The organism is Amycolatopsis sp. BJA-103 (genome assembly GCF_002849735.1).
GTDB lineage: Bacteria > Actinomycetota > Actinomycetes > Mycobacteriales > Pseudonocardiaceae > Amycolatopsis.
On record NZ_CP017780.1, the window covers coordinates 5,022,048 to 5,047,926 of the forward strand.

25 protein-coding genes are annotated in these 25,879 nt (G+C 69.6%); 13 read left to right on the plus strand and 12 right to left on the minus strand.

Annotation, left to right across the window (positions count from 1 at the left end):
• The first annotated feature begins 5 nt into the window (after positions 1–5).
• The 5 genes from mgrA to BKN51_RS21675 all read left to right on the plus strand — a co-directional run bounded on the left by mgrA (position 6) and on the right by BKN51_RS21675 (position 4,690).
• On the plus strand, positions 6–1,040 hold the full coding sequence (mgrA, locus tag BKN51_RS21655; protein ID WP_101609357.1) for an L-glyceraldehyde 3-phosphate reductase: 1,035 nt from the start codon (positions 6–8) through the stop codon (positions 1,038–1,040).
• Between the two features lie 68 nt (positions 1,041–1,108).
• On the plus strand, positions 1,109–1,867 hold the full coding sequence (locus BKN51_RS21660) for a class I SAM-dependent methyltransferase (protein WP_101609358.1): 759 nt from the start codon (positions 1,109–1,111) through the stop codon (positions 1,865–1,867).
• A gap of 53 nt (positions 1,868–1,920) precedes the next feature.
• Positions 1,921–3,105 (plus strand): MFS transporter, encoded by a 1,185-nt coding sequence (locus BKN51_RS21665; RefSeq protein WP_199193059.1) that lies wholly within the window; start codon positions 1,921–1,923, stop codon positions 3,103–3,105.
• Between the two features lie 4 nt (positions 3,106–3,109).
• Positions 3,110–3,784 carry a TetR/AcrR family transcriptional regulator gene (locus BKN51_RS21670; RefSeq protein ID WP_101609359.1) on the plus strand — a complete coding sequence of 225 codons (675 nt, stop codon included), beginning with the start codon at positions 3,110–3,112 and terminating at the stop codon, positions 3,782–3,784.
• Between the two features lie 12 nt (positions 3,785–3,796).
• Positions 3,797–4,690, plus strand: coding sequence for a TIGR03564 family F420-dependent LLM class oxidoreductase (locus tag BKN51_RS21675; RefSeq protein WP_101609360.1), 894 nt, complete (start codon positions 3,797–3,799; stop codon positions 4,688–4,690).
• Positions 4,691–5,352: 662 nt separating this feature from the next.
• On the opposite strand, the gene BKN51_RS21680 is transcribed toward BKN51_RS21675, so the two are convergent.
• The 5 genes from BKN51_RS21680 to sigC form a co-directional block, all read right to left on the minus strand.
• Positions 5,353–6,165: an aldo/keto reductase gene (locus tag BKN51_RS21680; RefSeq protein ID WP_101609361.1), complete on the minus strand. Its 813-nt coding sequence runs from the start codon at positions 6,163–6,165 to the stop codon at positions 5,353–5,355.
• A gap of 9 nt (positions 6,166–6,174) precedes the next feature.
• Complete coding sequence (locus BKN51_RS21685; protein WP_101609362.1) at positions 6,175–7,416, minus strand: PucR family transcriptional regulator; 1,242 nt, start codon at positions 7,414–7,416, stop codon at positions 6,175–6,177.
• Positions 7,417–7,556: 140 nt separating this feature from the next.
• Positions 7,557–8,012: a (2Fe-2S)-binding protein gene (locus BKN51_RS21690; RefSeq protein ID WP_005155104.1), complete on the minus strand. Its 456-nt coding sequence runs from the start codon at positions 8,010–8,012 to the stop codon at positions 7,557–7,559.
• A gap of 26 nt (positions 8,013–8,038) precedes the next feature.
• Positions 8,039–10,279: a xanthine dehydrogenase family protein molybdopterin-binding subunit gene (locus BKN51_RS21695; RefSeq protein WP_101609363.1), complete on the minus strand. Its 2,241-nt coding sequence runs from the start codon at positions 10,277–10,279 to the stop codon at positions 8,039–8,041.
• Positions 10,280–10,495: 216 nt separating this feature from the next.
• On the minus strand, positions 10,496–11,065 hold the full coding sequence (gene sigC / locus BKN51_RS21700) for an RNA polymerase sigma factor SigC (RefSeq protein WP_101609364.1): 570 nt from the start codon (positions 11,063–11,065) through the stop codon (positions 10,496–10,498).
• Positions 11,066–11,123: 58 nt separating this feature from the next.
• Between sigC and BKN51_RS21705 the strand changes: the two genes are divergently transcribed.
• Together BKN51_RS21705 and BKN51_RS21710 are read left to right on the plus strand one after the other, a co-directional pair.
• On the plus strand, positions 11,124–11,852 hold the full coding sequence (locus BKN51_RS21705; protein WP_101609365.1) for a zf-HC2 domain-containing protein: 729 nt from the start codon (positions 11,124–11,126) through the stop codon (positions 11,850–11,852).
• A gap of 218 nt (positions 11,853–12,070) precedes the next feature.
• Entirely contained in the window at positions 12,071–13,261 is a 1,191-nt protein-coding gene (locus tag BKN51_RS21710; RefSeq protein ID WP_101609366.1) for an ROK family transcriptional regulator, read from the plus strand.
• On the opposite strand, the gene BKN51_RS21715 is transcribed toward BKN51_RS21710, so the two are convergent.
• Positions 13,258–13,719 (minus strand): pyridoxamine 5'-phosphate oxidase family protein, encoded by a 462-nt coding sequence (locus BKN51_RS21715; RefSeq protein ID WP_101609367.1) that lies wholly within the window; start codon positions 13,717–13,719, stop codon positions 13,258–13,260. The two genes, BKN51_RS21710 and BKN51_RS21715, sit on opposite strands and share 4 nt — an antisense overlap.
• Here BKN51_RS21715 and BKN51_RS21720 point away from each other — a divergent pair.
• The gene (locus BKN51_RS21720; protein ID WP_101609368.1) at positions 13,718–14,200 is read left to right on the plus strand and encodes a MarR family winged helix-turn-helix transcriptional regulator; all 483 of its coding nucleotides are present in this window, start codon (positions 13,718–13,720) and stop codon (positions 14,198–14,200) included. The genes BKN51_RS21715 and BKN51_RS21720 overlap by 2 nt on opposite strands.
• Before the next feature lie 54 nt (positions 14,201–14,254).
• The gene (locus tag BKN51_RS21725; RefSeq protein ID WP_101609369.1) at positions 14,255–14,608 is read left to right on the plus strand and encodes a nuclear transport factor 2 family protein; all 354 of its coding nucleotides are present in this window, start codon (positions 14,255–14,257) and stop codon (positions 14,606–14,608) included.
• On the opposite strand, the gene BKN51_RS21730 is transcribed toward BKN51_RS21725, so the two are convergent.
• A complete protein-coding gene (locus BKN51_RS21730) occupies positions 14,605–15,111 on the minus strand; it encodes a PaaI family thioesterase (protein ID WP_101609370.1) in 507 nt (168 codons plus the stop codon). The two genes, BKN51_RS21725 and BKN51_RS21730, sit on opposite strands and share 4 nt — an antisense overlap.
• Positions 15,112–15,183: 72 nt before the next feature.
• On the opposite strand from BKN51_RS21730, the gene BKN51_RS21735 reads away from it, so the two are divergent.
• Genes BKN51_RS21735 through BKN51_RS21750 form a run of 4 tightly spaced genes read left to right on the plus strand, consistent with a single transcriptional unit; the run spans position 15,184 to position 19,214 of the window.
• A complete protein-coding gene (locus BKN51_RS21735; protein WP_233223710.1) occupies positions 15,184–15,747 on the plus strand; it encodes a TetR/AcrR family transcriptional regulator in 564 nt (187 codons plus the stop codon).
• Positions 15,748–15,799: 52 nt separating this feature from the next.
• Positions 15,800–16,087, plus strand: coding sequence for an ArsR/SmtB family transcription factor (locus BKN51_RS21740; protein WP_101613373.1), 288 nt, complete (start codon positions 15,800–15,802; stop codon positions 16,085–16,087).
• 35 nt (positions 16,088–16,122) lie between these two features.
• On the plus strand, positions 16,123–16,857 hold the full coding sequence (locus BKN51_RS21745) for an HAD family hydrolase (RefSeq protein ID WP_101609372.1): 735 nt from the start codon (positions 16,123–16,125) through the stop codon (positions 16,855–16,857).
• A gap of 56 nt (positions 16,858–16,913) precedes the next feature.
• Positions 16,914–19,214, plus strand: coding sequence for a glycoside hydrolase family 65 protein (locus tag BKN51_RS21750; RefSeq protein WP_369862417.1), 2,301 nt, complete (start codon positions 16,914–16,916; stop codon positions 19,212–19,214).
• 19 nt (positions 19,215–19,233) lie between these two features.
• Here the strand turns inward: BKN51_RS21750 and BKN51_RS21755 are convergent, their stop codons facing one another.
• From BKN51_RS21755 to BKN51_RS21775, 5 genes are all read right to left on the minus strand, one after another.
• On the minus strand, positions 19,234–19,413 hold the full coding sequence (locus BKN51_RS21755; RefSeq protein WP_101609374.1) for a hypothetical protein: 180 nt from the start codon (positions 19,411–19,413) through the stop codon (positions 19,234–19,236).
• A 52-nt stretch (positions 19,414–19,465) separates the two neighbouring features.
• Positions 19,466–20,422 carry a Ppx/GppA phosphatase family protein gene (locus BKN51_RS21760; RefSeq protein WP_101609375.1) on the minus strand — a complete coding sequence of 319 codons (957 nt, stop codon included), beginning with the start codon at positions 20,420–20,422 and terminating at the stop codon, positions 19,466–19,468.
• A 202-nt stretch (positions 20,423–20,624) separates the two neighbouring features.
• Positions 20,625–21,665, minus strand: a complete 1,041-nt coding sequence (locus tag BKN51_RS21765; RefSeq protein WP_101609376.1) for an LLM class F420-dependent oxidoreductase — start codon at positions 21,663–21,665, stop codon at positions 20,625–20,627.
• 32 nt (positions 21,666–21,697) lie between these two features.
• Complete coding sequence (locus tag BKN51_RS21770; protein ID WP_101609377.1) at positions 21,698–22,486, minus strand: class I SAM-dependent methyltransferase; 789 nt, start codon at positions 22,484–22,486, stop codon at positions 21,698–21,700.
• A gap of 39 nt (positions 22,487–22,525) precedes the next feature.
• Complete coding sequence (locus BKN51_RS21775; protein ID WP_101609378.1) at positions 22,526–25,840, minus strand: DUF885 domain-containing protein; 3,315 nt, start codon at positions 25,838–25,840, stop codon at positions 22,526–22,528.
• Positions 25,841–25,879: the final 39 nt, after the last annotated feature.

Here is a 25,879-nt window from a genome sequence, read left to right on the forward strand (position 1 = left end):
GGCCCGTGAGCACCTATGTCGCGGCCGAGGGCCGATACGAGAGCATCCCTTACCGCCGCACCGGGCGCAGCGGCCTGAAGCTGCCCGCCATCTCGCTGGGCCTGTGGCACAACTTCGGGCACGACAAACCGCTGGGCACGCAGCGGGACATCGCCCGGCGGGCGTTCGACCTGGGCATCACCCATTTCGACCTCGCCAACAACTACGGCCCGCCCTACGGCTCGGCCGAGGAGAACTTCGGCAGGCTGCTGGCGTCGGACTTCAAGCCGTACCGTGACGAGCTGGTCGTTTCGACCAAGGCGGGCTACGACATGTGGCCCGGCCCGTACGGCGAATGGGGCTCGCGCAAGTACCTGCTGTCCTCTTTGGACCAGTCACTCGGCCGGATGGGACTGGACTACGTCGACATCTTCTACTCGCACCGCTTCGACCCGGAGACCCCGCTCGAGGAGACCGTCGGCGCGCTCGACACGGCCGTCCGCTCGGGGCGCGCGCTGTACGTCGGCATCTCGTCGTACTCGTCGGAGAAGACCGCCGAAGCCGCGCGTCTCCTGCGGGAACTGGGCACGCCGCTGCTGATCCACCAGCCGTCGTACTCGATGTTCAACCGCTGGCTCGAAGGCGACAAACTGCTCGACACCCTTGAGACCGAAGGCGCGGGCTGCATCGCGTTCTCGCCGCTGGCACAGGGCATGCTGACGAGCCGCTACCTCGACGGCATCCCGGACAACTCCCGTGCCGCGCAAGGGAAGTCGCTGAACCCGGACACGATCACCGAGAACACGCTCGGCAAGATCCGGGCGCTGAACGAGATCGCCCAGCGGCGCGGTCAGACACTGGCGCAGCTCGCGCTCGCGTGGGGCCTGCGCGACCCGCGGATGACGTCGGTGCTGATCGGCGCGAGCAGCGTCGCCCAGCTGGAGGACAACGTCGGCGCGCTGAAGAACCTGCACTTCACCAACGAAGAGCTGGCCGAGATCGACCGCTACGCCACCGAGGCCGACATCAACCTGTGGAAGCGATCGACCGACGGCGCCTAGACCGCACGTTCGGGGGCAGGTCCCGAAAACGCGTTGCCCCATCGGGCGGCCGGGCCGAGACTGCGGACATGACGTTCGAAGAGCTGCTCACCGAAGGAGAGGCCGTCCCGGTCGAAGGCTGGGATTTCTCGTGGTTCGAAGGCCGGGCCACGGAGGAACGGCCGCCTTGGGGTTACTCACGGCTGCTCGGCGAACGGATGGCGACGGCGAAGGCCGGGCTGGACCTGCAGACCGGCGGCGGCGAGGTGCTCGCGGGCATCCCGAAGCCGCCGCCGGTCCTCGCCGCCACCGAAGGCTGGCCCCCGAACGTCGAGGTCGCCAGGAAAACCCTCGCGCCGCTGGGCGGCGAGGTGGTCGAGGCGGAGTACGACGCGCCTTTGCCGTTCCCCGACGAGTCCTTCGACGTGGTGAGCAGCCGCCATCCGATCGAGAATCCTTGGCGGGAGATCGTCCGGGTCCTGCGACCGGGCGGAACCTTTCTGTCGCAACAGATCGGCGCCGGGACCGTTCGCGAACTCAAGGAGTTCTTCCTCGGCCCGCAGGACTACGGCGGCTGGACGCCCGAAGTGCTGCGGGCCGAGGCGGAAGCGGTCGGGCTGCGGGTGGACCGGCTCGAACCGGCGAAACTGCGGATGGAGTTCTTCGATCTCGCCGCGGTCGTCCACTTCCTCCGGAAGGTGATCTGGATCGTGCCGGGGTTCGAAGTGGACAAGTACCGCGACAAGCTCGCGGAACTCCATCGGATGATCGAGGCCGACGGGATGTTCGTCGCGCACTCACGGCGGGTGCTCGTGGAGGCCGTCAAGCCTGGCCACACGTTCGAGTGATCACCGGCGCCGGGACTTGAGGCGGGCCGCTCGCGGATGCGATACCTGCGAGCGTGTCCAGCTCCGCACCGCGCCAGCTGGCGCTCACTTCCGCCGCGCAGATCCTCGCCATGGGGCTGTGGTTCTCCGCGTCGAGCGTCGTCCCCGCCTTACGTGTCGAGTGGGCACTGTCCACTCAGGGCACGGTGCTGCTCACCGCCTCGGTGCAGGTCGGCTTCGCGGCGGGCGCACTCGTCTCGGCCGTCGCCAACCTCGCGGACCGGCTCCGCCCCGAGCGGCTGCTGGCCGCGAGCGCCGCGACGGGCGCCCTCCTGACGCTGCTCTTTCCCTTGTGCGGTGACCATTTCTGGCTCGCGATCCTGCTGCGGTTCGGCACCGGGATGGCGTTGGCCGGGGTCTATCCGGTCGGGATGAAGATCGTCGTGTCCTGGTTCCCGGAGAGCCGCGGCCTCGCGCTCGGCGTGCTGCTGGCCGCGCTCGCGCTCGGTTCGGCGTCACCTCATCTGCTGGCCGGGAACCTTCCGGACTGGCGGACAGTCCTGGTCGTCGCCGCCCTTCTCGCCCTCGGCGCGGCGGCGCTGTCCGCGCTCTTCGTCCGCGTCGGCCCGGCCGCCCGGCGTTCACCTCCTTGGGAACCGCGCTACCTGCTCACGATGGCGAGCGACCGGCGGCAACGGCTGATCGCGCTCGGCTACTTCGGCCACATGTGGGAGCTCTACGCGTTCTGGACCTGGATCCCCGCCTACGCCGCGGCCGCGTCACAAAGCTCGATGAGCCTGCTCGCGTTCACCGTCATCGGCGTCGGCGGCGCGGTCGGCTGCCTGCTCGGCGGCGCGCTCTCGGACCGGTTCGGGCGGATCGACGTCGCGCTCGTGGCGCTGGCGGTCAGCGGTGCGTGCTGCCTGCTCTCGGCGTCCGTCTTCGACGCCCCTCCCGCGGTACTCGGCACACTGCTGTTCGTCTGGGGAGTCGCCGCGATCGCCGACTCCGGCCAGTTCTCCGCCGCCTTGAGCGAAGCCGCGGATCCCCGCTACGTCGGCACCGCGCTCACCGCGCAGACGGCGATCGGTTTCCTGGTCAGCGCGCTGACCATCCAGGGCCTTCCGGTGCTCGCCGACGCCGTCGGCTGGCGGGCGGCGGCACCGGTGCTGGCCATCGGGCCGCTGCTGGGCGTGGCCGCCATGGCCAAACTTCGACGCCCATCGCTTGACCAAATTTCAAAATCAGTCATAAACTAGCTTCGTGACCGAGGACAGGCAGGAACGCGCCGAACGCATTCTCGACGCGGCCGCGGAGCTGCTCCTGCGCCACGGCTACCGCCGGGTGACCGTGGAAGACGTCGCCGAGCACGCCGGCGTCGGCAAGGGAACCCTTTACCTGCACTGGAAAACCCGCGAACAGCTGTTCCTCGCGGTGATGCTGCGCGAAGCGGCGCGATCCATCGAGAACCTGGCGCAGGCGATCGAAGACGATCCGGAGCTCACGCTGCTGCACCGGATGACCCGCACCCAGTTCCTCAACGTCGTGCGCAGGCCCCTGCTCCACGCGCCGTACCTCGCCGACTCCGGCGTGCTGGGCAAGCTCGCGGCCAAGCTCCACGACAACCAGGATCCCCGGCACCACGAGGCGTTCCTGGACTACCTGAAACTGCAGGCCGAACTCGGCCTGATCCGCACCGACCTCGAGGTCGAAGACCTGGCGACGGCGTATCAGGCCGTCCTGCACGGTTTCCTGCTCGCCCCGGCGGCGGCGGACCCCGAGGCCGCCGCCGACCTGCTGGCCGACACCGTCGCCCGTGCCTTCCAGCCGACGGCCACTCCGCCCGCCGCGAAGGTGCGCGCGGCGGCACCGGGCGCCATCGCCCTCTTCCGCGCGACCGCGGAAATCGACCGCGCCAACCTCCGGCGCGCTTACTGACGGGAGCCGCGCATGCGGACCGGAATCCTCCTCGACGAAATCGGTGTCCCCTTCGGCGACGTCGTCACGCAAGCGAAAGAAGCCGCGCGGCTCGGCTACGACTCGATCTGGCTCGCGCAACGCGGCGGCTGGGACGCGCTCACCGCGTTGACGGCGCTGAGCGCGGCCGCCCCCGGTCTCGCGCTGGGCACCTCGGTGGTCCCCATTTACTCGCGTCACCCGATTTCCTTGGCGGCACAGGCTTTGACGCTGCAGGCCGCCACGGGGGCGCCGGTCTCACTCGGTGTCGGGCTGAGTCACCGGCCGATCATCGAAGGCCAGTACGGCTATTCCTTCGACCGTCCGGTCCGGCATCTGCGCGAGTACCTGCAAGCGCTCGACCCGTTGCTGCACCACGGAAAGGCCGACGTGCACGGCGAGACGCTGACCGCCGTCGGCACCGTCGAGGCACCCGGCGCCGAGCCGCCTTCGGTCCTCGTCGGTGCGTTGAGCCCACTCTCGCTGAAGGTCACCGGCGCCCACTCCGACGGCGTGGCCTCGACCTGGGCCGGGCCGCGCTCACTGGCGGAGTACATCGTCCCGACGCTGACGAAAGCGGCTTCGGACGCCGGGCGCGCGGCGCCGCGGATCGTCACCGGGCAGCTGATCTCCGTCACCGACGACCCCGACGGGCCACGGAACTGGGTCGCCGAGACCTACGGCATGGCGGCGAACATCCCGGCGTACCAAGCGATTTTCACCCGGGACAGGGTCGACGGCCCCGGCGGTTCGGTGATCGCCGGAGACGAGGAGTTCGTCCGGGCGCGGATCCGCGAACTGGAAGAGGCCGGTGCGACGGAACTGATCGTGATGCCGGTCGGAACGCCCGAGGAGCAAGCGCGGACCCGGGAACTGTTCGCCTCGTGAGTGGCGTTCGGGTTCTATTGAGGGGTAAGGCAAAGGTGGCGACTTCGCTGTCGGGTCGCGCCGAGCCCTCAGCGTCGAGAATCTGACCGGCCGACGAGAGCCTGCCGCATCCCGACTGTACACAGTGGACACCTTCAGGCGGGCAAGTGTCCGTTTGATTCCCATCTGCCCGCTTTGCAACAGGGGTCGTGAGTGGCAATGCGCGTTCTAACCCTCTTTATCACTCACGACCCCCTGGCAAACCACACATCGAGCTATCAACCGGACATGCAGCCGCCAGAGAGTGTCCCCTGTGGACACTCGGGGGAACGACTGGCATCCGCTGGCCGTTCCGGAACCACGCCGCGAAGGCCACCCTCAGCTTTGCAGCCAGGCGAAGGGCCCGTCATCGCAGAGGCTCGATCACGCCACATTTGACTTAACCCTCAATAACCCGAATCGCCACTCACGACCGAAAAGCCGCCAATCCCGGCCACCGTGAGGGCCACACCAGCCTCCCCGGAGAGTCGCGAAAGCCACTTTCGCGACATCAGACGTCCCGAAAGTGGCTTTCGCGACACGGCCGCTCGGCATCGGACGCGGCGAGGGACACCCTCATCCCGTCGCCAGCCTCGCCCACGAACACGCCACGTTCGACCTTCCTCAACAACCCGAATCACCACTCACGAGCCCAAGCGATCCAGGTGCTCGGCTGTCAGCGTGACCTCGGCGGCGGCGAAGTTCTCCTCCAGATGCGCGATCTTCGCCGTCCCCGGGATCGGCAGGATCACCGGCGACCGCGCGAGCAGCCACGCGAGCCCGACCTGCGCCGTCGTCACCCCGAGTTCTTCCGCGACGGCGGCGATCCCGGCGGTGGCGTTCGACGCGGCGCCGAGCACCGGACGCCAAGGCAGGAAAGCGATCCCGGCCGCCTCACACGCGTTCAGCACCGCTTCGTACTCCCGGTCCACGAGGCTGTAGCGGTTCTGCACGCTCGCGATGTCCATGATCTCCCGCGCCCGCGCGAGTTCGTCCACGGTGACCTCGGACAGCCCGATCCGGCCGATCTTGCCTTCGTCGCGCAGCTCCCGCAGCGCGCCGAGCTGGTCGGCCAGCGGGGTTTCGGGGTCGATCCGGTGCAGTTGCAGCAGCTCTACCCGCTCGACGCGCAGCCGCCGCAACCCCTCGTCCACTTGCACGCGCAGGGATTCCGGTCGCCCGTCGTACTTCCAGTCGCCCCCGGTCTGTACGACGCCGACCTTGGTGGTGACCACCAGATCATCCGGATACGGGTACAGAGCTTCGGCGAGCAGTTCCTCGTTGGCTCCCCCGCCGTACAGATGCGCGGTGTCGATCAGCGTGATGCCCAGTTCGACCGCCCGCCGGGCGACCGCGATCGCGTCCTCGCGCCCGGGACCTGATTCGGTCGGCAGGCGCATGGCGCCGAAGCCGAGGCGGTGTACGGGCAGGTCTCCGCCGATGGCGAACTCGTCCATGAGGGAAACCTAGCGCAGCGGATCCCGCGGCGAGGGCAAATGCGAAGTGTCCGGGAACATGTGGAGCGCGCGCAGGGCGGCGCCGAGCTCGGCGATGTCGGCGGGATCGGTCAGCGAACGGCCCAGTTCCTCGGTGATCCGCTTGAGGCGATGCCGGATCGTGTTGGGGTGGCAGAACATCCGCTCCGACGTCAGTTTCGTGGAGCCCTGGCATTCGAACCACGCCCGCAACGTCAGCAGGAGCACGTTCCGGTCGTCGCCGGGCAGGTCCAGGATCGGCCGCAGCACGTGGTGCGCGAGCTGGACCGACGCCTCCGGCGCGCTGGCGACGAGACCGGCGAGCGGGGATTCGTTGAACTGCACCATTCCCGTCGTCCCCGGCGTCATGCTGGAGAGCGCGACCCGCGCGAGGTGCAGCGCGCGGGAGGTGTTCCCGAGACCGGTGAACACCGGGCTGACGCCGATGCGGCCGATCGAGTTCTCCCGCAGCAGCTCGATGATCACCTGGGACGCCGACGGATCCCGCATCGACACGACGCCGACCTGAAGATCCGGGGTGAGCCGCCAGGCGGACGCGTGATGCCGGTCGCGGAGCCGGTTTTCGATCTGGGGCAACGGTTCGTGCCCGACGCGCGGGGTCTCCGCCGCGACGACCACATAGGTCCCGTCGAGCGAGAGTTCCAGCACGCGCGCGATGTCCCACAGCGTGCCCTCGGTCGCGGCGCCGCCGGCGAACAGCGCCTCGACCAACGCGGAGCGCCTGCTTTGGTGCGCCAGCATGACTTCGGCGGTGGTGTCGCGATAGGTCGTCGTCAGCGCCTCGGCGTAGTCGTCGATCAGCGCCCAGATCGCCGACGTCGCGGCGACGAGGCCGCGAAGATCCTGGTGTTCGCCCGAAGCGGTCAGTTCGACGAACCGGTTCCACACCTCGGTGAGGCCGATCCGGTACGCCCGCAGGAGTTCCGGCAGCGGCGCGCCCTGCAGCGCCCGCGCGCGCCCGGTCGCCCGCGCCTGCGCGAGGTCGGGTTCCTCCGAGCCGCGCAGGGTCCGCATGACGAACTCGAGGTTGTTCCGCACCGAGGTCCGCAGTTCGGCCAGGGAGACGAACTGCGCGTCGTGGTACACCGGCATCTCGGCGCGGATCTGCCCGACGGTGCTGTCGATCAGCCCTGGCAGCTGTTTTTCGACCTCGACGGCAAGTTCGGCGACGACGGCGGCCGAACCTTCGCGGAGCACTGTTCTGTAGTGCATGGGCGTCCTCCGGGGCAGGGACTCCTCGTCGAGCCCCTGGGGAGGTCATCTAACACGACTCACCCGGAAGTGGCCTGCCGAAGCCGAAAAGCTCCGCCGGTGCGGCGAAAATATCTGCTTTTCGCCGCACCCGCGGTAATTCACATCTTCGCGGCCGCGCTCTTGATGGCCTCGCGGATCCGGAAGTAGGTGCCGCACCGGCAGACGTTCTGGATCGCGTCGATCTCGGCGTCCGTCGGATTCTTCGTCTTCTTCAGCAACGCCACCGCGGCCATGATCTGTCCCGGCTGACAGTAGCCGCACTGGGCGACGTCCTGCTCCAGCCATGCCTCCTGCACCGGATGCAGGTCCTCACCGTCGGCGAGGCCTTCGATGGTGGTGACGTCCTTGCCCGAGCAGTCGGACACCGGCGTGACGCACGGGTTGAACGCCTCGCCGTCGAGGTGACTGGTGCAGGCCTTGCAGACGTTGATCCCGCAGCCGTACTTCGGGCCGCGGACGCCGAGCTTGTCCCGCAGCGCCCACAGCATGGGCAGATCCGCGGGAGCGTCGACGGTGACGGTCTTCCCGTTCACCGTGAAGGTGTAATTGGGCATCGGAACTCCTTGGCGGGGAAGGAAAGTCAGCGGGGGAAGGGCTCGAAGTCGATCGGGAAGTTGATCGGGAAGCTGCGCGGTTTGATCCCGGTCGCCCGCGCGTAGGCGTTCGCGATCGCGCCGACCGGCGCGGGTACGCCGAGTTCCCCGGCGCCGCCGATCTCGCCCGTCTCGGGCATGACGAACACCTTGACGTCCTTCGGCGAGTTCTTCTGCCGCGCGTAGTGGAACTGCGAGTAACTGCCCTCCAGCGGCAGCCCCTTGTCGATGTGCAACCCGGCGGTCAGCGTCGTGGAGATGCCGTCGGTCAGGCCGCCGAGCATCTGCGCCTCGATACCGCGCGGGTTGATCGGCTTGCCGACGTCGACCGCGATGGTCGCCTTGGTGACACGCGGGTTCTTCGGGTCGCGAGCGTCCATTTCGACCAGACAAGCGGTGTACGACTTGTACTCGCCGTGCACGGCGACGCCCTGCGCGAAACCCTTGGGCATCTTCTTGCCCCACTCGCCGAGTTCGGCGACCTTGTCCAGCACCGCGCGCTGCCGCTCGTTCTTGATGAACTCGCGCCGGAACGCCACCGGGTCCTTGCCGAGCTTCGCGGCGATCTCGTCGACCATGATCTCTTCCGCGCCGCGCGTGCTCGACGAATACACCGACCGCCAGGCGCCGGTGTGGAAGTCCATCGGGACCTCGTTGAGCAGCTGCGTGGTGACACCGAAATTGTACGGCGACTTCACCGTCAACAGGAACACCGTCTGCGCGAAGCTCAGGTTCCCGGCGACCGGCAACTGGGCGGCGAACGCGGTGAGAACCTCGCCGAGCCCGTGTCCCCAGTCGGTCTCCACGCTGGCGACCCGGTGTTCGAAGCTGAGCACCTGGCCGAGCGCGAAGGTGGCGCGGATCTTGTGGTGGCTCGCGGCGCGGGCGCGGCCGTGGCGCATGTCGTCGATCCGGCTCCACATCAGCCGCACCGGACGCTTCATCGCCTTCGAAATCCGCGCGGCTTCGATCGCGCCGTCGGAGAACAGCCTGCGGCCGAACGACCCGCCCGCCTGCTGGACGTGCACGGTGACCTTGTTCACCGGCAGGCCGAGTTCCGCCGCGATGTTCTGCTTCGCCAGGATCGGGACCTTCATCCCGGACCAGATGGTGGCGCCGTCCGCCCGGACGTCGGCGACCGCCGAGTTGGTCTCCAGCGGCGCGTGGCTCGCGAAGGCGAAGTCGAACTCGCCGTCGACGTACTGGGTCAGCAGCGGCGGGACGACGAACGGCAGCGCCGCGGCCTGCAGCTTCTTCTTGATCGTCGCGTTGTTCTCGCCGTCGACGGTGCCGCCGTTCCAGGTGACGTCGAGGGCGTTCTTGCCGTCGAGCGCCTGGCCGAAGGTCTCGGCCAGCACCGCTACACCGGTCTTGATGACGGCGATGTCGATGATGCCCGGCATCGCGCGGACGGCGGCCTCGTTGTTGACCTTCTTGACCGTGCCGTTGATCGTCGGCGGGCGGCGGACCATGGCCGGCTTCGCGCCGGGGATGTCCAGGTCGAGCGTGTACTTCAGCTGCCCGGTGACCATCGCGCGGGCGTCCTTGCGCGACTGCGGCGTGCCGACCAGCTTGTGCGCGGACTCGGCTTTCGGGGTCACCGTGAGCTTCCCCAGATCGGCGCGGGCGGCGGGCCTGGACAGCGCGCCGTATCCCATCCGGCGGCCGTCGGGCGCGATCACCGAACCATCCCTTGTGGACAGACGATCGGCCTGGGCGCCCCACTGCCGCGCCGCGGTCGCGACCAGGCGGGCACGGGCGGCGGCCGCCGCGATCCGCACCGGGGTGTACAGCGAACGCATCGTGTTGGAGCCGCCGGTCAGCTGGTTGAACAGCAGTTCCGGACGGGCGTCGGAGAGCACGACGTCGACGCGGTCGAGCGGCAGGTCCATCTCTTCGGCGACGAGCATCGCGTTCGCCGTGGTGATGCCCTGGCCGACCTCGGTCCGCGGCAGTTCCAGCCGCACGCGGCCGTCTTCGCGGACTTCGAGCACGAGCAGACCGGCGGTGGGGGCGTTCGAAAGGATCAGGACGTCGCCGAGGTCGAGGATCTCGGCCGGTCCGGGAAGGGTCGGGATGACCGCTTCGGCCTCTTCGGGGGCGAAGCCGTCGATACCGATCTTCGTGGCGATCGTGAGGGTGGGCGCGGCGACGAGGAAGCTCAGGAACCGGCGGCGGCCGAGGCCGCCGGGGTCCTGCTCTTGGGTTCCAGTGGTGGGACTGGCCATCGGGAAGATCCCTTCGAGAGCGCGCGGTGAAGGCGGGGACCCTCGCGCGGCCTGGGGTCGGATGGCGACACGCTAGGCATCGGCATTCGGCCTAGTCAACGCGGAGTAGTCGTGTCAGCCCATCTGTGTGACGAGGTGACAGCGGAGGGCCCCAAATGTGTGCCGCGCCACAGCGAGACCCGCAATCAGTCCTCTGGTTGCGGTACTTGCGGGGCGTTAGATGGAGTCGCGCTCCCGGCCTGCTTCGAGCAGGTCTTCGCGGGCGCGGGCGATGCGCGAGCGCACGGTGCCGACCGGGCAGCCGCAGATCTCGGCGGCCTCGGCGTACGAAAGCCCCAGCACCTGGGTGAGGACGAGGACCTCACGCCGCTCCGGGTCGAGCCCGTCGAGCAGCATCCGCAGCTCCACGAGGTCTTCGAAGCCCGCGACACCCTCCGCCTGACGGGCGCCGCGGCGCTCGGCGGTGGCTTCCCAGTCGACGTCGGCGAGCTTCGGACGAGCCGAAGCCGCCCGGATGCGGTCGACGACCACGCGGCGTGCGATCGAAAGGAGCCAGGTCCGCGAGGAGGACCGTCCGGCGAACCTGCGCAGGCTGCCGAAGGCGCGCAGGTACGTCTCCTGGGTGAGATCGTCGGCGGCACTGACGTCGGCGAGGTGCGCGACGAAGCGCCAGACGTCGGCCTGCGTGGCCCGCACCCAGTCCTCGAGCGCCCGCCGGTCACCGCGGGCGGCGTCGAGAGCGAGCGCGGTCACCCGCTCGTCGTCGTGGTTGCGCGCCCCGGCCATACGAGAAACGTAGCAGCGTCCCGGGAACCGGGGCAGGCCCGCGCCCGACAAGTGAGACGTGAAGTGCGAGACCTGCCGCGAGGCCCTGTCGGCCCGGCTCGACGGCGAAACCGAACCCGCCCCGCCCGAGGCGGTCGACCGGCACGTCGCCGGCTGCGCCGCTTGCCGTTCTTGGCTCGCCCGCGCCGAACGGCTGCACCGGACGCTGCTGGTCCGGCCCGCTCCCCCGGTCCCGGACCTCACCGCCCTCATCATGGAACGCACGCCCGCCCCGCCGAGCGAGGGCTGGCCCGCCAGGATCGCGCTCGCCCTGGTCGCGATCGCGCAGCTCGGCCTCGCCTTCGCCCAGCTGCTGGGGGTCGAAGACCACGGCGCCGGGCACGGTGCGGAAACCCTGGTCGGGCACCTTTCGCACGAGAGCAGCGCGTGGAACCTCGCCGTCGGCGTCGGACTCGGCTGGGCGGCCTTCCGCACCAAGGCCGCCGCCGGACAGCTGCCGGCGCTGACCGGTTTCGTCGCGCTGCTGCTGGCGTTGTCGGCGGGCGACCTCGTCACCGGGCAGGTCACCGCCGGGCGCGTGCTGACCCACGGCCTGGTCGTCCTCGGCCTGGTGCTGCTGTTCGTGGTGAACCGCCAGCACCGCCTGCGCACCCGCCCGAGCCCCGCGACGACGGCCGACAGCCCCGATTCGTACTCCACGGAGACGGACCGCGAGACCGGCGAAGCCCCCGAACGACCCCGCCAGCACAAGGGATTCCGCCGCCCGGCGAGCCGCCACGTCGCCTGACCGGAGGTTGACCCGCTTGGTCTAGACCATTGCCGGTCACTGGGAGCACCCGTCCGGACACCGGGTGAATCACCGGATTTCGCGCGCGGCGTGCGCGAGTTGCGACCCGGACACGTTTACTGTCACCGAGAACCACTGAATGTAAACCTTCTTGCCCTTTTCGGGCCGGACCCGATTACTTTGGTGGGAACACTTTGGTTCGACAGGAGGCGAAGCTCGTGGTTGGCGCAGAAAGTCCGCCCGTCGGCACCCCCGCCGGGATGCGGAAGATCAATCAGCGCGCCGTGCTGGACCTCCTGCGCCGCAGCGGCCCCGCGACGCGGCCGCAAGTCGCCAAGGACACCGGTCTTTCGAAACCCACGGTGAGCCAAGCTTTACTGGCGCTCGAAGCGGCCGGTCTCGCCAGGGCGACCGGGCACACCTCCACCGGCACCGGCCGGTCCGCCGTCCTCTACGAAGCGGATCCCACGGCCGGTTACGTCCTCGGTGTCGACATCGGACGCGAGCATCTCCGCGTCGCCGTCTCGGATCTCGGCCACACCGTGGTCGCCCGGCGTGACGAGCGGAACACCTCGCGTTCGGGCACCGCGCTCGTCAGCGCCGTGGGCGCCCTCGCCGCGGCGACGGTGCGCGAAGCGGGACTGAGCCAGGCCGACATCGTCGTGCGCGTCCTGGGCTCCCCCGGCGTCGCGGATCCGGCGAAACGCTGCTTCCGGCACGCGCCGAACCTGCCCGGCTGGGGCAAGGCGGGCCTGCTCGACGAGCTCGAAGGCGTCCTCGGCCCGGACCTGATGGTCGAGAACGACGCGAATCTCACCGCCGTCGGCGAATGGGAACGCGGTGCCGCGCGCGGCGCGTCCGTTTTCGGCTGCATCACCATCGGCACCGGCGTCGGCATGGGCGTGATGGTCAACGGCGAGGTCTTCCGCGGCGCGACGGGCGCGGCGGGCGAAATCGGCTACCTGCCCTACGGCCAATCGCACGCGGCGGACGCCCCGCCGGTCCGCGGCCACCTCGAAGAGGCGACGGCGGCACAGTCCGTGGTCCGCGGTGCGCGCGAACTCGGCCTCGGCACGGCGAAATCGGCCCGCGAGGTCTTCCGCCTCGCCCGCGACGGCGACGAACTCGCCCTGCGCGCCGTCGAGGCGGAGGCGGACAGGCTCGCCTACACGGTGGCCTCGGTGGCCGCGGTGATCGACCCCGAACTGATCGTGCTCGGCGGCGGTATCGGCACCGCGGCCGATCTGCTGCTCGACCCGATCGACCGCGCCCTGCGGTCCTTCACCCCGCTCGTCCCGTCGGTCGTCCAGGGCGAACTGGGCGACGACGGCGTGCTGACCGGCGCGATCAGCGTCGGGCTGCGCGCCGCCGAGGGCCTGGTCTTCGAACGGAAGGTCGGCGCGGCCTAGGACCGCCGCCAGGCCTTGCCGCCCGCGCTGACCCTCCACGGCGTCAGGCGCAGGACGGTGAGGCCCGGGTCGAGCGGGTCTTCGCCACCCATGATCTTCGGGTCGAAGCCCAGCGGTTCCGGGGTTTCCGACGCCAGCCGCCACAGGTGCCGCCGCGTTTCCTCGTCGTCGGCGTAGCCGGCGCCGCATTCGGCGACGGCGACCTCGTGCGCCGGATCCCAGTACGAGCACGAGACGAACGGCGTCCGCGCCAGATGCGCTTTCTTCAGTGGCGTCGGCCGGGTGAACAGGTGCCCGACGAGTCCGCCGTCCCGCTCCTCCCAGATCGGGTGCACCACCCGCGACCTCGGCCTGCCCTGCCTGTCGACCGTCGCGAGCGTGCACCAGACGACGCGATGCGCGACGCGGACGAACTCCGCCACCACGTCCGGCGGCGGCGTGCTAGATTCCACAACCATGGTTGTGGATCCTACGCCGTCGAACCTCGACCTGTCACTCGTCTCGCTGTTCGCGGGCTGGGCGATGGGTGACGAGATCCAGCGGCGGCTGACCGCCGACGGACTCGGCGAGCCGCGCTTCAACGACGGCGTCGTGTTCCAGCACGTACTCGCGGGGCCGCTGTCGATCTCCGCGCTCGCCGAACGGATGGGCGTGACCCAGCAAGCGGCTTCGAAGGCGGTCGCCGATCTGGAACGGCGGGGCCTGCTGCGGCGCGAGCCCGATCCGGCCGACGCGCGGACCCGGCTGCTGCATCTGACGGAACAGGCCGAAAACACCGTCGAAGCGGCACGGAAACACCGGGCCGCACTCGAAAAAGAACTCGTCGCGGAGTTCGGCGAAGTACGGATCGCGGACGCGAAGGCCTTGCTGGCGGGAATCCTCGGCCGTCACGGCGATCCGGAAGCGATCCGCGGCCGCCGGATCCGCCCGCCGCGGTGAGCCATTACCTCCGCGGTAATCGACGACGGCGAATCCGCGCGGAACGATACCCGCATGACCACAGCCAAGAAGATCGTCCTCGACTGCTTCGAGAACCTGTTCGTGCACAAGGACTTCGCCGCCGCGGGCGCGAACGTGCACCCGGATTTCCGCACCCACAGCCCGGGTCTCCCCTCCGGCCGTGACGCTTTCGTCGAAGCGATCCGGAATTCACCGCTCGCCGGCGCCGACGTCACCGTCAAACGCGTGATCGCCGACGACGATCACGTCGTCGTGCACCTGCACGTCGTCCCGGCAGGCGACGAACGCGGCGCGGCCGTCGTCGACATCGTCCGGGTGGCGGACGGGCTCATCGTGGAGCACTGGGACGTCAAGCAGCCGGTCCCGCCCGGCGCCGAGATGTTCTAGGGCTTGATGATCAGGCAGGTGCTCGACGCGGTCGCGAGCACCTTGCCCTGCCCGTCGCGGATGTCGCCCTCGGCGAACGCGACGCGCGAACCGGCCTTCACGACCCAGCCGTGCGCGCGGATCTCCCCCACCGAACCGGAAATGGCGCGCAGGTAGTTCACCTTCAGCTCGACCGAGGTGTAGCCGACCCCGGCGGGCAGGGTCGAATGCACCGCGCACGCCACCGCCGAGTCCAGCAGGGTCGCCGCGACACCCCCGTGCACGGTCCCGATCGGGTTGTACAGCGACTCGTCCGGCGTCGCCGCGAGCACGACGTCGCCTTCGGCCACGCTCACCCAGCGCATGCCGAAATGCGCCGAGATCGGCGGCGGCGGGATCCGCCCTTCGGCGATCCCCGACAGGTACTCCAGCCCGGAAAGTTCGAGTCCGAGCCTGGCGGTGGGCAGCGGATCCTGCCAGGTCACGGTCTTCTGCCTGGTCTCCCCGGTGACGTCGACGGTCATCCGTACCTCCTAAGACGATCGTCCTAGACTTGACCAAGACGGTCGTCCTAGTCAAGGACTATGCTGGGCGACGTGTCCGACACCACCACCCGCGAGCGGATGATCTCGACCGCGATGGAGCTCTTCCGCCGCGAGGGTTACCAGGCGACCTCGTGGCGGCGGCTCGTCGAGCAGGCGGGGACGCCGTGGGGGTCGGCGTACCACCACTTCCCCGGCGGCAAGGAGCAGCTGGCGGTCGCCGCGATCGAACTCGGCACCGCCGTCGTGTCCAAGACGGTGCACCGCGCCTTCGAGCGCAACGAGACCGTCGAGGACGCCGTGAGCTGGTGGTATCGCAAGGCGGCCGAGGCGCTGGCCGCCGACGACTACCGCGGCGGCTGCCCGCTCGCCACGATCACGCTGGAGATGGCGCACGCCTCGCCCGCGATCACCAAGGCGTGCCAGGACGCGTTCGCCACCTGGCACGTGCTGCTGGTGGACCTGCTCGGCGGCCACGATGTCGGGGACGCCGACGACCTCGCGGCGGCCATCGTGAACAACCTCGAAGGCGCCCTGCTGGTCAGCCGGATCCGCCGGTCACCCGATCCGCTGGAGCGGGCAGCGCGGCACGTCGCACTCGTGGTCCGCGCCGCCTAACATCGCGAAGGTGAGCATCGAGCCGGACCGCGTCGACGCCGCCGTCGCGGGCATGGGCGACCGCGAGGCGATCACCGAATGGGCACAACGGTTCTCGCTCGTCGCGGATCCGTCGCGGCTCGCACTGCTGGTCTCCATCCACTACGCGCGCGAGATCAGTGTCACCGATCTCGCCGCCGCCACCGGGATGACCGACACCGCCGTCTCGCAGGCGTTGCGGCTGCTGCGCGCGCACGGCCTGGTGACGGCCCGGCGCGACGGCCGGATCGTCCGCTACAGCCTCGCCGACGCGACCGTCCACGAACTGATCCACCTGGTGCGGCCGCATCCCGGAAGCTGAGCGGGCACCGGCGGGCGCGGGTAGCGTGCGGAGGCATGATCGGTCTGCCCGACACCATCACGGCCTGCCTCTTCGACCTCGACGGCGTGCTGACCGGCACCGCGGCCCAGCACCGCGAAGCGTGGAAACGCACGTTCGACGAGTTCCTGCGCGCCCGCGACGGTGACACTTTCTCCCCGTTCACCGACACCGACTACGCCGCCTACGTCGACGGAAGGCCGAGGGCCGACGGCGTCCGCACCTTCCTCACCTCGCGCGGGATCGAACTGCCCGAGGGAAAACCGGACGACGGGATCGACGCCGCCACCGTCAACGGCGTCGGGAACCGCAAGAACCAGCTGGTCCTGAAGATCATCGACGAAGAGGGCGTCACCCCGTACCCGGGCTCCGTGCGCTACCTGGAAGCGGCGAAAGCGGCGGGCCTGCGCATCGGCGTCGTCACCTCGTCGGCCAACGGCGCGAAGGTGCTCGACGCCGCCGACCTGACCAAGTTCGTCGAAGCGCGGATCGACGGGATCGTGCTCGCCGAAAAGGGACTGCGCGGCAAGCCCGCCCCCGACTCGTTCCTCGCCGGCGCCGAGGCGTTCGACGTCGCCCCCGAGAACGCGGCGGTCTTCGAGGACGCGCTCGCGGGCGTGCAGGCGGGCAAGGACGGCGGTTTCGGTTACGTGGTCGGGGTGAACCGCGCGCATCAGGCCGGGGAACTGCTCGAACACGGCGCCGACGTCGTGGTGGACGACCTCGCCGAACTCCTGGAGGATCGCAAGTGACCGAATCGCGTCTCCACGGCTACGAGGTCTCGCCCTGGGAACTGCGCTGGCACGGCATGGACGTCGATGCCCTGCAGCGCACCGAATCGGCCTTCGCGTTGTCCAACGGGCACATCGGGCTGCGCGGCACCCTGGAAGAGGCCGAACCCCGCGGCCTGCCGGGCACCTACCTGAACGGTTTCTACGAACAGCACGACCTTCCCTACGCGGAAACCGGTTACGGCTACCCGGAAGAAGGACAGACCGTCGTCAACGTGACCGACGGCAAGATCATCCGGCTGCTGGTCGAGGACGAACCGCTCGACATGCGGTACGGCCAGGCGACCGAGCACGACCGCGTCCTCGACTTCCGCAAGGGCACGCTCACGCGCGAGACCGTGTGGTCCTCGCCGACCGGGCGCCGGGTCCGGGTGCGGACCGAACGCCTGGTCTCGTTCACCCAGCGGGCCGTCGCCGCGATCCGGTACGAGGTCGAACCGCTCGACGACGAACTGCAACTGGTGGTGCAGTCGGATCTGCTCGCCAACGAGCCGATCGAATCCGACACCCGCGATCCCCGGGTCGCGGCCGCTTTGGAGTCGCCGCTGGTCGCGGAGTACCAGCACGCCGAGGCCTATCACGCCGTGCTGGTGCACCAGACCCGCCGGTCCGGGCTGCGGATGGCGGCGGCGATGGACCACAAGATCGACGTCAACGACGGGGTCCGCACGCATATCGAGGCCGAAGAGGATCTGGCGCGGTTGACCGTCGCCGTCGACGTGCCCAAGGGCGGACGGCTGCGGATCACCAAATTCCTCGCCTACGGCTGGTCCGCGCAGCGTTCGGTGCCCGCGGTACGCGCCCAGGTGGAGGCCGCGCTGGCGGGCGCGCGGCAGACCGGCTGGAAGGGTTTGCTCGCCGAGCAGAAGGAGTTCCTCGACGATTTCTGGGAGACCTCGGACATCGAAATCGACGGCGACCCGGAACTCCAGCAGGCGGTACGGTTCTCGCTCTTCCATCTCCTGCAGGCCGGCGCCCGCGGTGAGGCGAGGGCTTTGGCGGGCAAGGGGTTGACCGGCCCCGGCTACGACGGGCACGCGTTCTGGGACACCGAAACCTTCGTCCTGCCCGTGCTCACCTACAGCATGCCGGACGCCGCCCGCGACGCCCTGCGCTGGCGTCACTCCACTTTGGACAAAGCGAGGGAAAGGGCGACGCAGCTGGGTTTGCGCGGCGCGGCGTTCCCCTGGCGGTCCATCAACGGCGCGGAATGCTCGGCGTACTGGCCCGCGGGCACGGCGGCGTTCCACGTCAGCGCCGACATCTCGGACGCCGTCGTGCGCTACCTCAACGCCACCGGCGACAGTGAGTTCCTGCGGACCTGCGGCGCGGAACTGCTCCTCGAAACCGCGCGGATGTGGTCGTCGCTGGGCCATTTCGACCGCCAGGGCCGGTTCCGGATCGACGGCGTCACCGGACCGGACGAGTATTCCGCGGTGGCGGACAACAACGTCTACACGAACCTGATGGCACGCCGGAACCTCTTCTACGCCGCCGAAATCTGCGGGCAGCACGAAGACATCGCGACCGCGTTCGACGTCCACGCGGACGAGGTCGAGTCGTGGCGCAAGGCGGCCGAGTCGATGCTGGTGCCCTACGACGAGGACCTCGGCGTCCACCCGCAGTCCGAAGGGTTCCTGGAACACGACGAGTGGGATTTCGAGGCCACGGACGCGGACTTCTACCCCCTGCTGCTGAACTTCCCGTACTTCGACCTGTACCGCAAACAGGTGGTCAAGCAGGCGGATCTGGTGCTCGCGCTGCACCTGTGCGGCGATTCCTTCACCCCGGAGGAGAAAGCGCGCGACTTCGCCTACTACGAGGCGCGGACGGTGCGGGATTCGTCGCTGTCGGCGGGAACGCAGGCCGTGGTGGCGGCCGAGGTCGGCCATCTCGAACTGGCCTACGACTACCTCGCCGAGGCCGCGCTCACCGACCTGCACGACGTGCACAACAACGTCCGCAACGGCCTGCACCTCGCCTCGCTGGCCGGCGCGTGGCAAGGCACCGTCGCCGGGTTCGGCGGCCTGCGTGACCACGGCGGACGGCTGACCTTCGCGCCGCGACTGCCGCCGCAGCTACGGCGGATCGCGTTCCGGCTGACCTTCCGCGGCACGCGGTTCCAGGTCGAGATCGGCGGCGAGGGCGCGACGTATCACGTGATCACCGGGGAGCCGCTGGAACTCGCGCATCACGGCGAGACGTTCACCGTGAACTCCGAGCCGGTGCGGCTGCCGATCCCGGCGCTCGATCCGGGTCCGGCGCCTCTGCAGCCCGCGGGCCGGGCCCCGGTGCGGCGGCGCCCCAAGGACGCGTGAGCGGCCCCGCGGCGGACGCTCAATCCGGAGGTTCGACCGGGACTTCGCCGCTGCCCGGCACGCCGTCGACCTCCTCGGTGCCGTGCGGGCCGATGTCGCGGTTGGGCGCGCTCGGCACGTCGGTCTTCGGCTGGGTCTTCCGGAGGTCCTCGAGGTCTTCTTCGTCGTCCTGCCCGAAGCTCTTCTTGCTTTCCCTCATGTGTCCGGGGTACCCGTTCGCGAGCGGATACGCCAGCTTTCAAGTGGATTTGTCAGGCGGCTTTCGCCGGTTTTCCCTCCGGCGTGACCAGTCCGTCGAGCATGCCGAGCAGCAGACCGTCCCTGGTGGACCAGGGGCAGATGGCGACCTGGCCACCGGAAAGCGTCAGCAGCGCCTCGGCGACGATCGCGCCCGCGAGCGCCTGGTGGGAGCGCTGGCGCGAGATGCCGGGCAGTTCGGCGCGGCGTTTCGCGGGCAGCTTCGCCAGCCGCGGGATCCACGCGCGGAGGTCGTCGAGGTGCAGTTCCCGTGCGCGGGACGGCCGGTCGCCTGCGAGCCGGGCGAGTTGCCTCAGCACCTTGGAGCAGCCGACGGCGCGGTGGTCGCGGATCTGCGGCAGGACGTCCTGCATCGCGTCGCGGACCTCGTCGAGGACGTGTTCCCGCATCGCCCGGACGACCTTGGGCGACGGGCATTCGGTGGCGAACCAGTCCCGCGTCAGCGAGCGGGCGCCGAGCGGCAGCGAGTGCGCGAACTCGGCTTCCTCCGCCTCCCCCGCGGCGAGTTCGACGGTTCCGCCGCCGATGTCGAGCACCAGCAGCCCGCCCGCCGAGGCGCCGTACCACCGGCGCGCGCCGACGTAGGCCAGTTCGGCCTCGCGGCGGCCGGTCAGGAACCGCAGTTTGACCCCGGTGGCCTTCGCGACGTCGCAGACGACCTGCTTCACGTTGGCCGCGTCGCGGATCGACGAAGTGGCGAGCGGGTACACGTCCTCGACGCCGTGCTTGGCGGCCATGGTCATGCCCGCCTCGACCGCCGAAGCGACCGCGTCGATGCCACGCCGGGTCAAGTTCCCGTCGTCATCGAGTTCCCTGTCGAGCCGCAGGCGCGTCTGGTGGCTCAGCACGGGGTCGAGCGGCGAACCGCCCTTGGCCAGAACCACCAGCCGTGCACTGAACGACCCGACGTCCAGGACCGCGGCGGACGGCTCCCCGATCTGCTTGCGCACGCGAGGCACCTCACCTTCGTCGCGAACGGATTCCCCCGAGGTCTCGCTTCCACTCCTGATAATGGCGGATTTTCCGGCCGTTCAGGCGTGGTTTACGTTCTCTTTCCACCGGGAGGCCGCTTTTTGACCACGATGGGGGTACACCGGCGCAGGTCAAGTATACCGTATCGATACAGGTGAGAGGTTCGACTCCTTCGCGCGGCTAACCAATGAGTTCGCGAAGCTTCGAAACCTGGGCGACGCGGGCCTCGCGGCCGGGCAGCAACGGGTTGACCACCAGCGTGGTCGCGCCCGCCTCGCGGAAGGCGGCCAGCCGCTCCTTGACGTAGCCCTCGGGCCCGATCAGCGAGATCGCCCTGATCAGTTCCGTCGGCACGGCCGCGGCGGCTTCCTCCTTCTTGCCGTCCAGGTAGAGGTCCTGGATGAGCTTGGCTTCGGCTTCATAGCCGTAGCGCTGCGCGAGGCTGTTGTAGAAGTTCTTGCCCCGGGCGCCCATTCCGCCGATGTACAGCGCCAGCATGCCGCGCAGGTGGTCCAGCAGCCCTTCGACGTCGTCGCCGATCGCCAGCGCGGTGCCGACGAAGGTGTCCAGCTCACCCAGCGACGGGTCGCGCTTCGCCTTGCCCTCCGCGAGCGACGCGCCCCAGACGTCGGCGGCCTTCTCCGGGTGGAAGAAGATCGGCTCCCAGCCCTCGGCGAGTTCGGCGGTGAGCGCGACGTTCTTCGGGCCGATCGAGGCCAGCAGGATCGGGATCCGCGAACGCACCGGGTGGTTGATCAGCTTCAGCGGCTTGCCGAGGCCCGTGCCCTGCTCCGGCGGCAGCGGGATGTTGTAGTGCGTGCCGGAGTGCACGACCTTCTCCCGCCGCCACACCTGACGGCAGATGTCGATGATCTCGCGGGTCCTGCCGAGCGGCGCGTCGTACTTCACGCCGTGGAAACCCTCGATGACCTGCGGACCGGATGCGCCGATGCCGAGGGTGAACCGGCCGTCGGAGACGAAGTCGAGTCCGGCGGCGGTCATCGCGGTCAGCGTCGGCGTCCGCGTGTAGATCTGGAAGATGCCGGAGGCGATCTGGACCCGCTCGGTCTTCGCCGCGACGTAGCCGAGCTGGCTGACCGCGTCGAACGAGTAGGCCTCGGGGACGAAGACGATGTCCAGCCCGGCCTTCTCCAGCTCGACGATGTCCGCCACGCTCTCGGCGAAGCCACCGGCGTAGCTGATCGCGGTTCCGATCCTCATCCGTATCTCCTCACAAGTTACTGAGCGTTCGCTTAGCGATAGTATGCCCGGTGCAGGGTCGCCGCGAACTCCAGAACGATGCCACCATCTTCGTGCATTCGCCGGGCTCCCTCCAGGAACCGGCGACGGAACTCCTCACCGCGCTCGGACGGCAGCGCCGAGATCATCTCGGCCAGCCCCCGCGGCATCATCCAGTCCAACAGGTCGTCCGGACCGGCCAGTGGTTTGGGCAGTTCGACGGTTTCCCTCGTCAGGTCTTCGAACCCGGCCTCGACGAGCAGCGCGTCGAGCTGGTCGAACGTCATCGGGCCGGGCTGCGCGGCCTTCGGCTCGGCGGCGCCGCCGGGAGCGAAGAACTCCAGGCTCAGATCCTGGAACCACGCCAGGCGGCCGACGGACTGCCGTTCCAAGGACAGCGCGACCGTGCCGCCCGGCGTCAGCACCCGCCGGAATTCGGTGAGCGCGGCGAGCGGGTCGTCGAGGACCTGCATCACGAAACCGGCGGTGACCAGGTCGAACGACCCGTCCGCGAACCCAGTCCGGTAGAGGTCACCCTCGCTCGCGGAGATCTCCGGGTGTTCTTCGGCCAGCCGTCGCATCATCAACGGTGACGCGTCGATCGCGGTGACGGCGCAGCCCTTGGCCAGCGCCGCCCTCGCGACCGCCCCGCGCCCGGCCCCGACGTCGAGCAGCCGGGTGCCGGGCGCGGGATCCGCGAAAGCGACGAGGTCCCTCCCCACGTCGGCGACGTAGAAGAAGATGTCCTCGTAGCGGTCCACGAGCTGGTCGTACTTGGCCTTCGCCTGGGCTGCGGTCACCATCGGGCGAGGGTATTTACGCTTCCCAGCGCCGAGATACCGCTATTTGTGTGCGGCCACCCACTCCTTCACCACGTTGTCCAGCACTCGCAGCGGCAGGATCCCGTTGCTCAGCACGACCTCGTGGAAGCCCTTGATGTCGAACCGGTCCCCGAGCGCGGCCTCGGCCTCGGCCCGGATCCGCTCGATCTCCAGCCGTCCCACCATGTACGACAGCGCCTGCCCCGGATACGCGGCGTACCGGTCGATCTCGGCCTCGATCTCCACGCGCGCCATCGGCGTGTTCTCGACCAGGTAGTCCACCGCCCGCTGACGGCTCCAGCCGAGCGCGTGCATCCCGGTGTCGACGACCAGGCGGCCGGCCCGCATCGAGTCCTGCGTGAGCATGCCGAACCGGGTCAGCTCGCTGGAGTACAGGCCCATCTCGTCGGCGAGCCGCTCCGAGTAGAGACCCCAGCCTTCGACGTAGGCGTTGACGTCGGCGTGGCTCCGCAGCATCGGCAGCCCCTTGAGGTGGTGCGCGATGCAGATCTGGAAATGGTGCCCCGGAACGGCTTCGTGGAACGCGATCGCCTCGCTGGTGTGCTTGGGCCGCTGATCCGCTTCGTGGGTGTTCGCGTAGTACGTGCCCGGACGGGAACCGTCGAGCGCGGCCTCCAGGTAGTACGCGAGCGTGCCGCCCGGCGCCTCCGCGGGCGGCACCGGCTCCACCTGGCACTTTTCCTCGGGAATGGTCGAGAACCACTGGGGGGCGACGGCTTCGGCACGGGCGATGGCGTCACGCGCGGCGTCGAGCAGTTCGTCGCCGTCGCGCCAGCGCAGGGCCGGGTCGGTACGGAGCCGCTCGAAGATCTCGCCGAGATCCTTGGTGTCGAAGATCTTCTCGCCCAGCTCGCGATACTGGTCGGTCAGTTTCGCGATCATGTCGAGACCGGTGTCGTGCAGGTCCTGCGCGGTGCGTTCGGTGGAGGTGTGCGCCCGGATCAGCGCGGCGTACTTCTCCTGCCCGCCCGGCAGCGCGCACAGTCCCGGCTCCTCCTCGGGCTTCGCGAGGGGACGCAGTTCGCCGTCGAGGAAGTCGCGGTACCGCCGGTACGCGGGCCGGACCACCTCGGCGAGCAACCGGTCGCGCTCGGTTTCGTAACCCTCCACGGAAACGGACGCGGTGAGTGCCAGCGGGTCACCCGCCTCGTCACCGAGATACCGCTCCACGTAAGCGACACCGCTCTCGACGAGGAAGCCGGGCGGCACCAGCCCTTCGGCCGCCGCCGCGCGCTGGCGCACGATCAACGCGTCCAAATAGGACCCGAGTCCTTCCAGCCGTTCGAGATAACCCCGGACCCGTTCCTCGTCGGTCAGCGCCAGCATCGCGAGTTCGTTGAGGACCGACAACGCGGGCGAGGCCAGCCCGTCGCTGACCGAGATGTCCGCGGAGCGGGAGTCGGCGAGGTCGATCATCGCCTTCGCCTGCTGGATCACGACCTCGCGGGTGACCGCCTCGGTCGCGGAAAGTCCTTCGACGGCGAGGGCTTCGGCCCGCTCGGCGATGGCGGCCGCCGACGCGCGCTGGGCCGCCACGGCCTCGGTGCTCGGGTCGGGCAGTGAGCCGTCGTGACCGGGCAGCCCGAGCAGGGACCGCCACAGCGGGTACTCCTCGAACTTGAGCTCCATCAGCTCGCCGGCGAGGCTGTTCGGGGTGTCGCCGTGACCGGCGACCCAGTCGCGGACCACGCCGTCCAGCACCGAAAGCGGCAGTGAGCCGCCGCCGAGCACGACGTCGTGGAAGGCCTTGATGTCGAACCGGCCGCCCAGCGTCAGCTCGGCTTCCTCGCGGATGCGCTGGATCTCCAGCCGCCCCACCATGTACGACAGCGCCTGACCGGGGAAGGCGATGTAACGGTCCACTTCGGACTCGATCTCGACCAGCGCCATCGGCGTGTTCTCGGTGAGGAAGTCGATGGCCTGGCGGCGGCTCCAGCCCAGCGCGTGCAGGCCGGTGTCGACGACCAGGCGCCCGGCGCGCATCGAATCCATGGTCAGCATGCCGAGCTTCGCGACGTCGTCGGAGTACAGGCCCATCTCGTCGGCGAGGCGCTCGGTGTAGAGGCCCCAGCCCTCGGCGTACGCGTTGAAGTCTCCGATGCGGCGCAGCAACGGGAGTTCGGAGAGTCCCTGCGCGAGACTCAGCTGGAAGTGGTGCCCGGGAATGGCCTCGTGGAACGCCGTCGCCTCGGCCGCGTGCCGGAACCGCTCCTCGGCCTTGTGGGTGTTGGCGAAGTAGATGCCCGGCCGGGAGCCGTCGATCGCGGGCCACATGTAGTACGCGGCAGGCGCGCCGGGCGCCGATTCGGCGGGGACCGCCTCGACCTTCCACGGCTGCGGCGGGATCCGGCCGAACCACTTCGGCGCCTCGGCCTCGGCCCTGGTGATGGCCGCGCGGGCGGAATCGAGCATCTCGTCGGCGTTGGACCAGCGCAGCGCCGGGTCGGTGCGGAGCTTGCTGAAGATCTCCGCGAGGTCGGTGGTGCCGAAGACGCTGGAGCCGTACTCGCGGTACTCGGCGGCGAGGCTCGCGATCACGTCGAGCCCGGTCTGGTGCAGCTCACGCGGGGTGCGGACGGTCGTGGTGTGCAGTTCGGCGAGCAGGGCGTAGATGCGCTCGCCGTCGGGCAGCCAGCAGACGCCGGGCTTGTCCTCGGGGCGGCCGTGCGGCGCGATCTCCTTCGCGAGCACCTCGCGGTACTCCGCGATCGCGGGCCGGACGACGTCGCGCAGCAGGTCGGCGCGCCGGGTCTCGAAGTCGTCGTCGGGCGCGGGCTGGCGCAGCAGCGGGTCGGCCGACGGGTCGGCGAGGTGCCGGTCGAGGTACGCGACGGTGGATTCGACGAGGTACGCGACCGGGACCAGGCCGCGGGCGACGCCGTCGCGATGCCGCTGAGCGGCCTGCCGGAGGAATTCGGGGATCGCGGCGATCCGCCCGAGGTGGGCCTCCGCCTGCGCGCCCGTGCCGACCGACATCATCGGCAGCACGGTCAGCACCTCGGCGGCGGGCGAGATGAACAGGTCGCTGATGGTGAACTCGACGAACCGTGAGTCCAGCAGCGCGATCTTCGCCCGCGCCGACGCGATCAGGACGTCCCGGGTGGTCTTCTCCTCCGCGCTCAAGCCGTCGGTGCCGAGCGCTTCGGCCCGCTCGGCGAGGCCGGCGAGCTTCGCGCGGAAGACGTCTCCCGCGGCCTCGCTGAGATCGGTGAGCCCGGTCGATTCCGGACGGAAGCCCTGCAAAGCGGGCGTGACCGGCTCGGCGTCGAAGAGGACTTCGACGAACTCGTCGGCGAGGGCGGAGACTTCGCTCATGTTTCTTCCCCAGGGGTCGGTGGAGGCGGTATCCCCGAC

Coding starts and splice junctions, on each gene's coding strand:
- BKN51_RS21660 (WP_101609358.1), top strand. CDS start 1,109: ATGACGTTCGAAGAGCTGCTCACCGAAGGAGAGGCCGTCCCGGTCGAA.
- BKN51_RS21675 (WP_101609360.1), top strand. CDS start 3,797: ATGCGGACCGGAATCCTCCTCGACGAAATCGGTGTCCCCTTCGGCGAC.
- BKN51_RS21680 (WP_101609361.1), bottom strand. CDS start 6,165: ATGGACGAGTTCGCCATCGGCGGAGACCTGCCCGTACACCGCCTCGGC.
- BKN51_RS21685 (WP_101609362.1), bottom strand. CDS start 7,416: ATGCACTACAGAACAGTGCTCCGCGAAGGTTCGGCCGCCGTCGTCGCC.
- BKN51_RS21690 (WP_005155104.1), bottom strand. CDS start 8,012: ATGCCCAATTACACCTTCACGGTGAACGGGAAGACCGTCACCGTCGAC.
- BKN51_RS21695 (WP_101609363.1), bottom strand. CDS start 10,279: ATGGCCAGTCCCACCACTGGAACCCAAGAGCAGGACCCCGGCGGCCTC.
- sigC (WP_101609364.1), bottom strand. CDS start 11,065: ATGGCCGGGGCGCGCAACCACGACGACGAGCGGGTGACCGCGCTCGCT.
- BKN51_RS21720 (WP_101609368.1), top strand. CDS start 13,718: ATGGTTGTGGATCCTACGCCGTCGAACCTCGACCTGTCACTCGTCTCG.
- BKN51_RS21715 (WP_101609367.1), bottom strand. CDS start 13,719: ATGGTTGTGGAATCTAGCACGCCGCCGCCGGACGTGGTGGCGGAGTTC.
- BKN51_RS21725 (WP_101609369.1), top strand. CDS start 14,255: ATGACCACAGCCAAGAAGATCGTCCTCGACTGCTTCGAGAACCTGTTC.
- BKN51_RS21730 (WP_101609370.1), bottom strand. CDS start 15,111: ATGACCGTCGACGTCACCGGGGAGACCAGGCAGAAGACCGTGACCTGG.
- BKN51_RS21740 (WP_101613373.1), top strand. CDS start 15,800: ATGGGCGACCGCGAGGCGATCACCGAATGGGCACAACGGTTCTCGCTC.
- BKN51_RS21745 (WP_101609372.1), top strand. CDS start 16,123: ATGATCGGTCTGCCCGACACCATCACGGCCTGCCTCTTCGACCTCGAC.
- BKN51_RS21750 (WP_369862417.1), top strand. CDS start 16,914: ATGGACGTCGATGCCCTGCAGCGCACCGAATCGGCCTTCGCGTTGTCC.
- BKN51_RS21755 (WP_101609374.1), bottom strand. CDS start 19,413: ATGAGGGAAAGCAAGAAGAGCTTCGGGCAGGACGACGAAGAAGACCTC.
- BKN51_RS21765 (WP_101609376.1), bottom strand. CDS start 21,665: ATGAGGATCGGAACCGCGATCAGCTACGCCGGTGGCTTCGCCGAGAGC.
- BKN51_RS21770 (WP_101609377.1), bottom strand. CDS start 22,486: ATGGTGACCGCAGCCCAGGCGAAGGCCAAGTACGACCAGCTCGTGGAC.
- BKN51_RS21775 (WP_101609378.1), bottom strand. CDS start 25,840: ATGAGCGAAGTCTCCGCCCTCGCCGACGAGTTCGTCGAAGTCCTCTTC.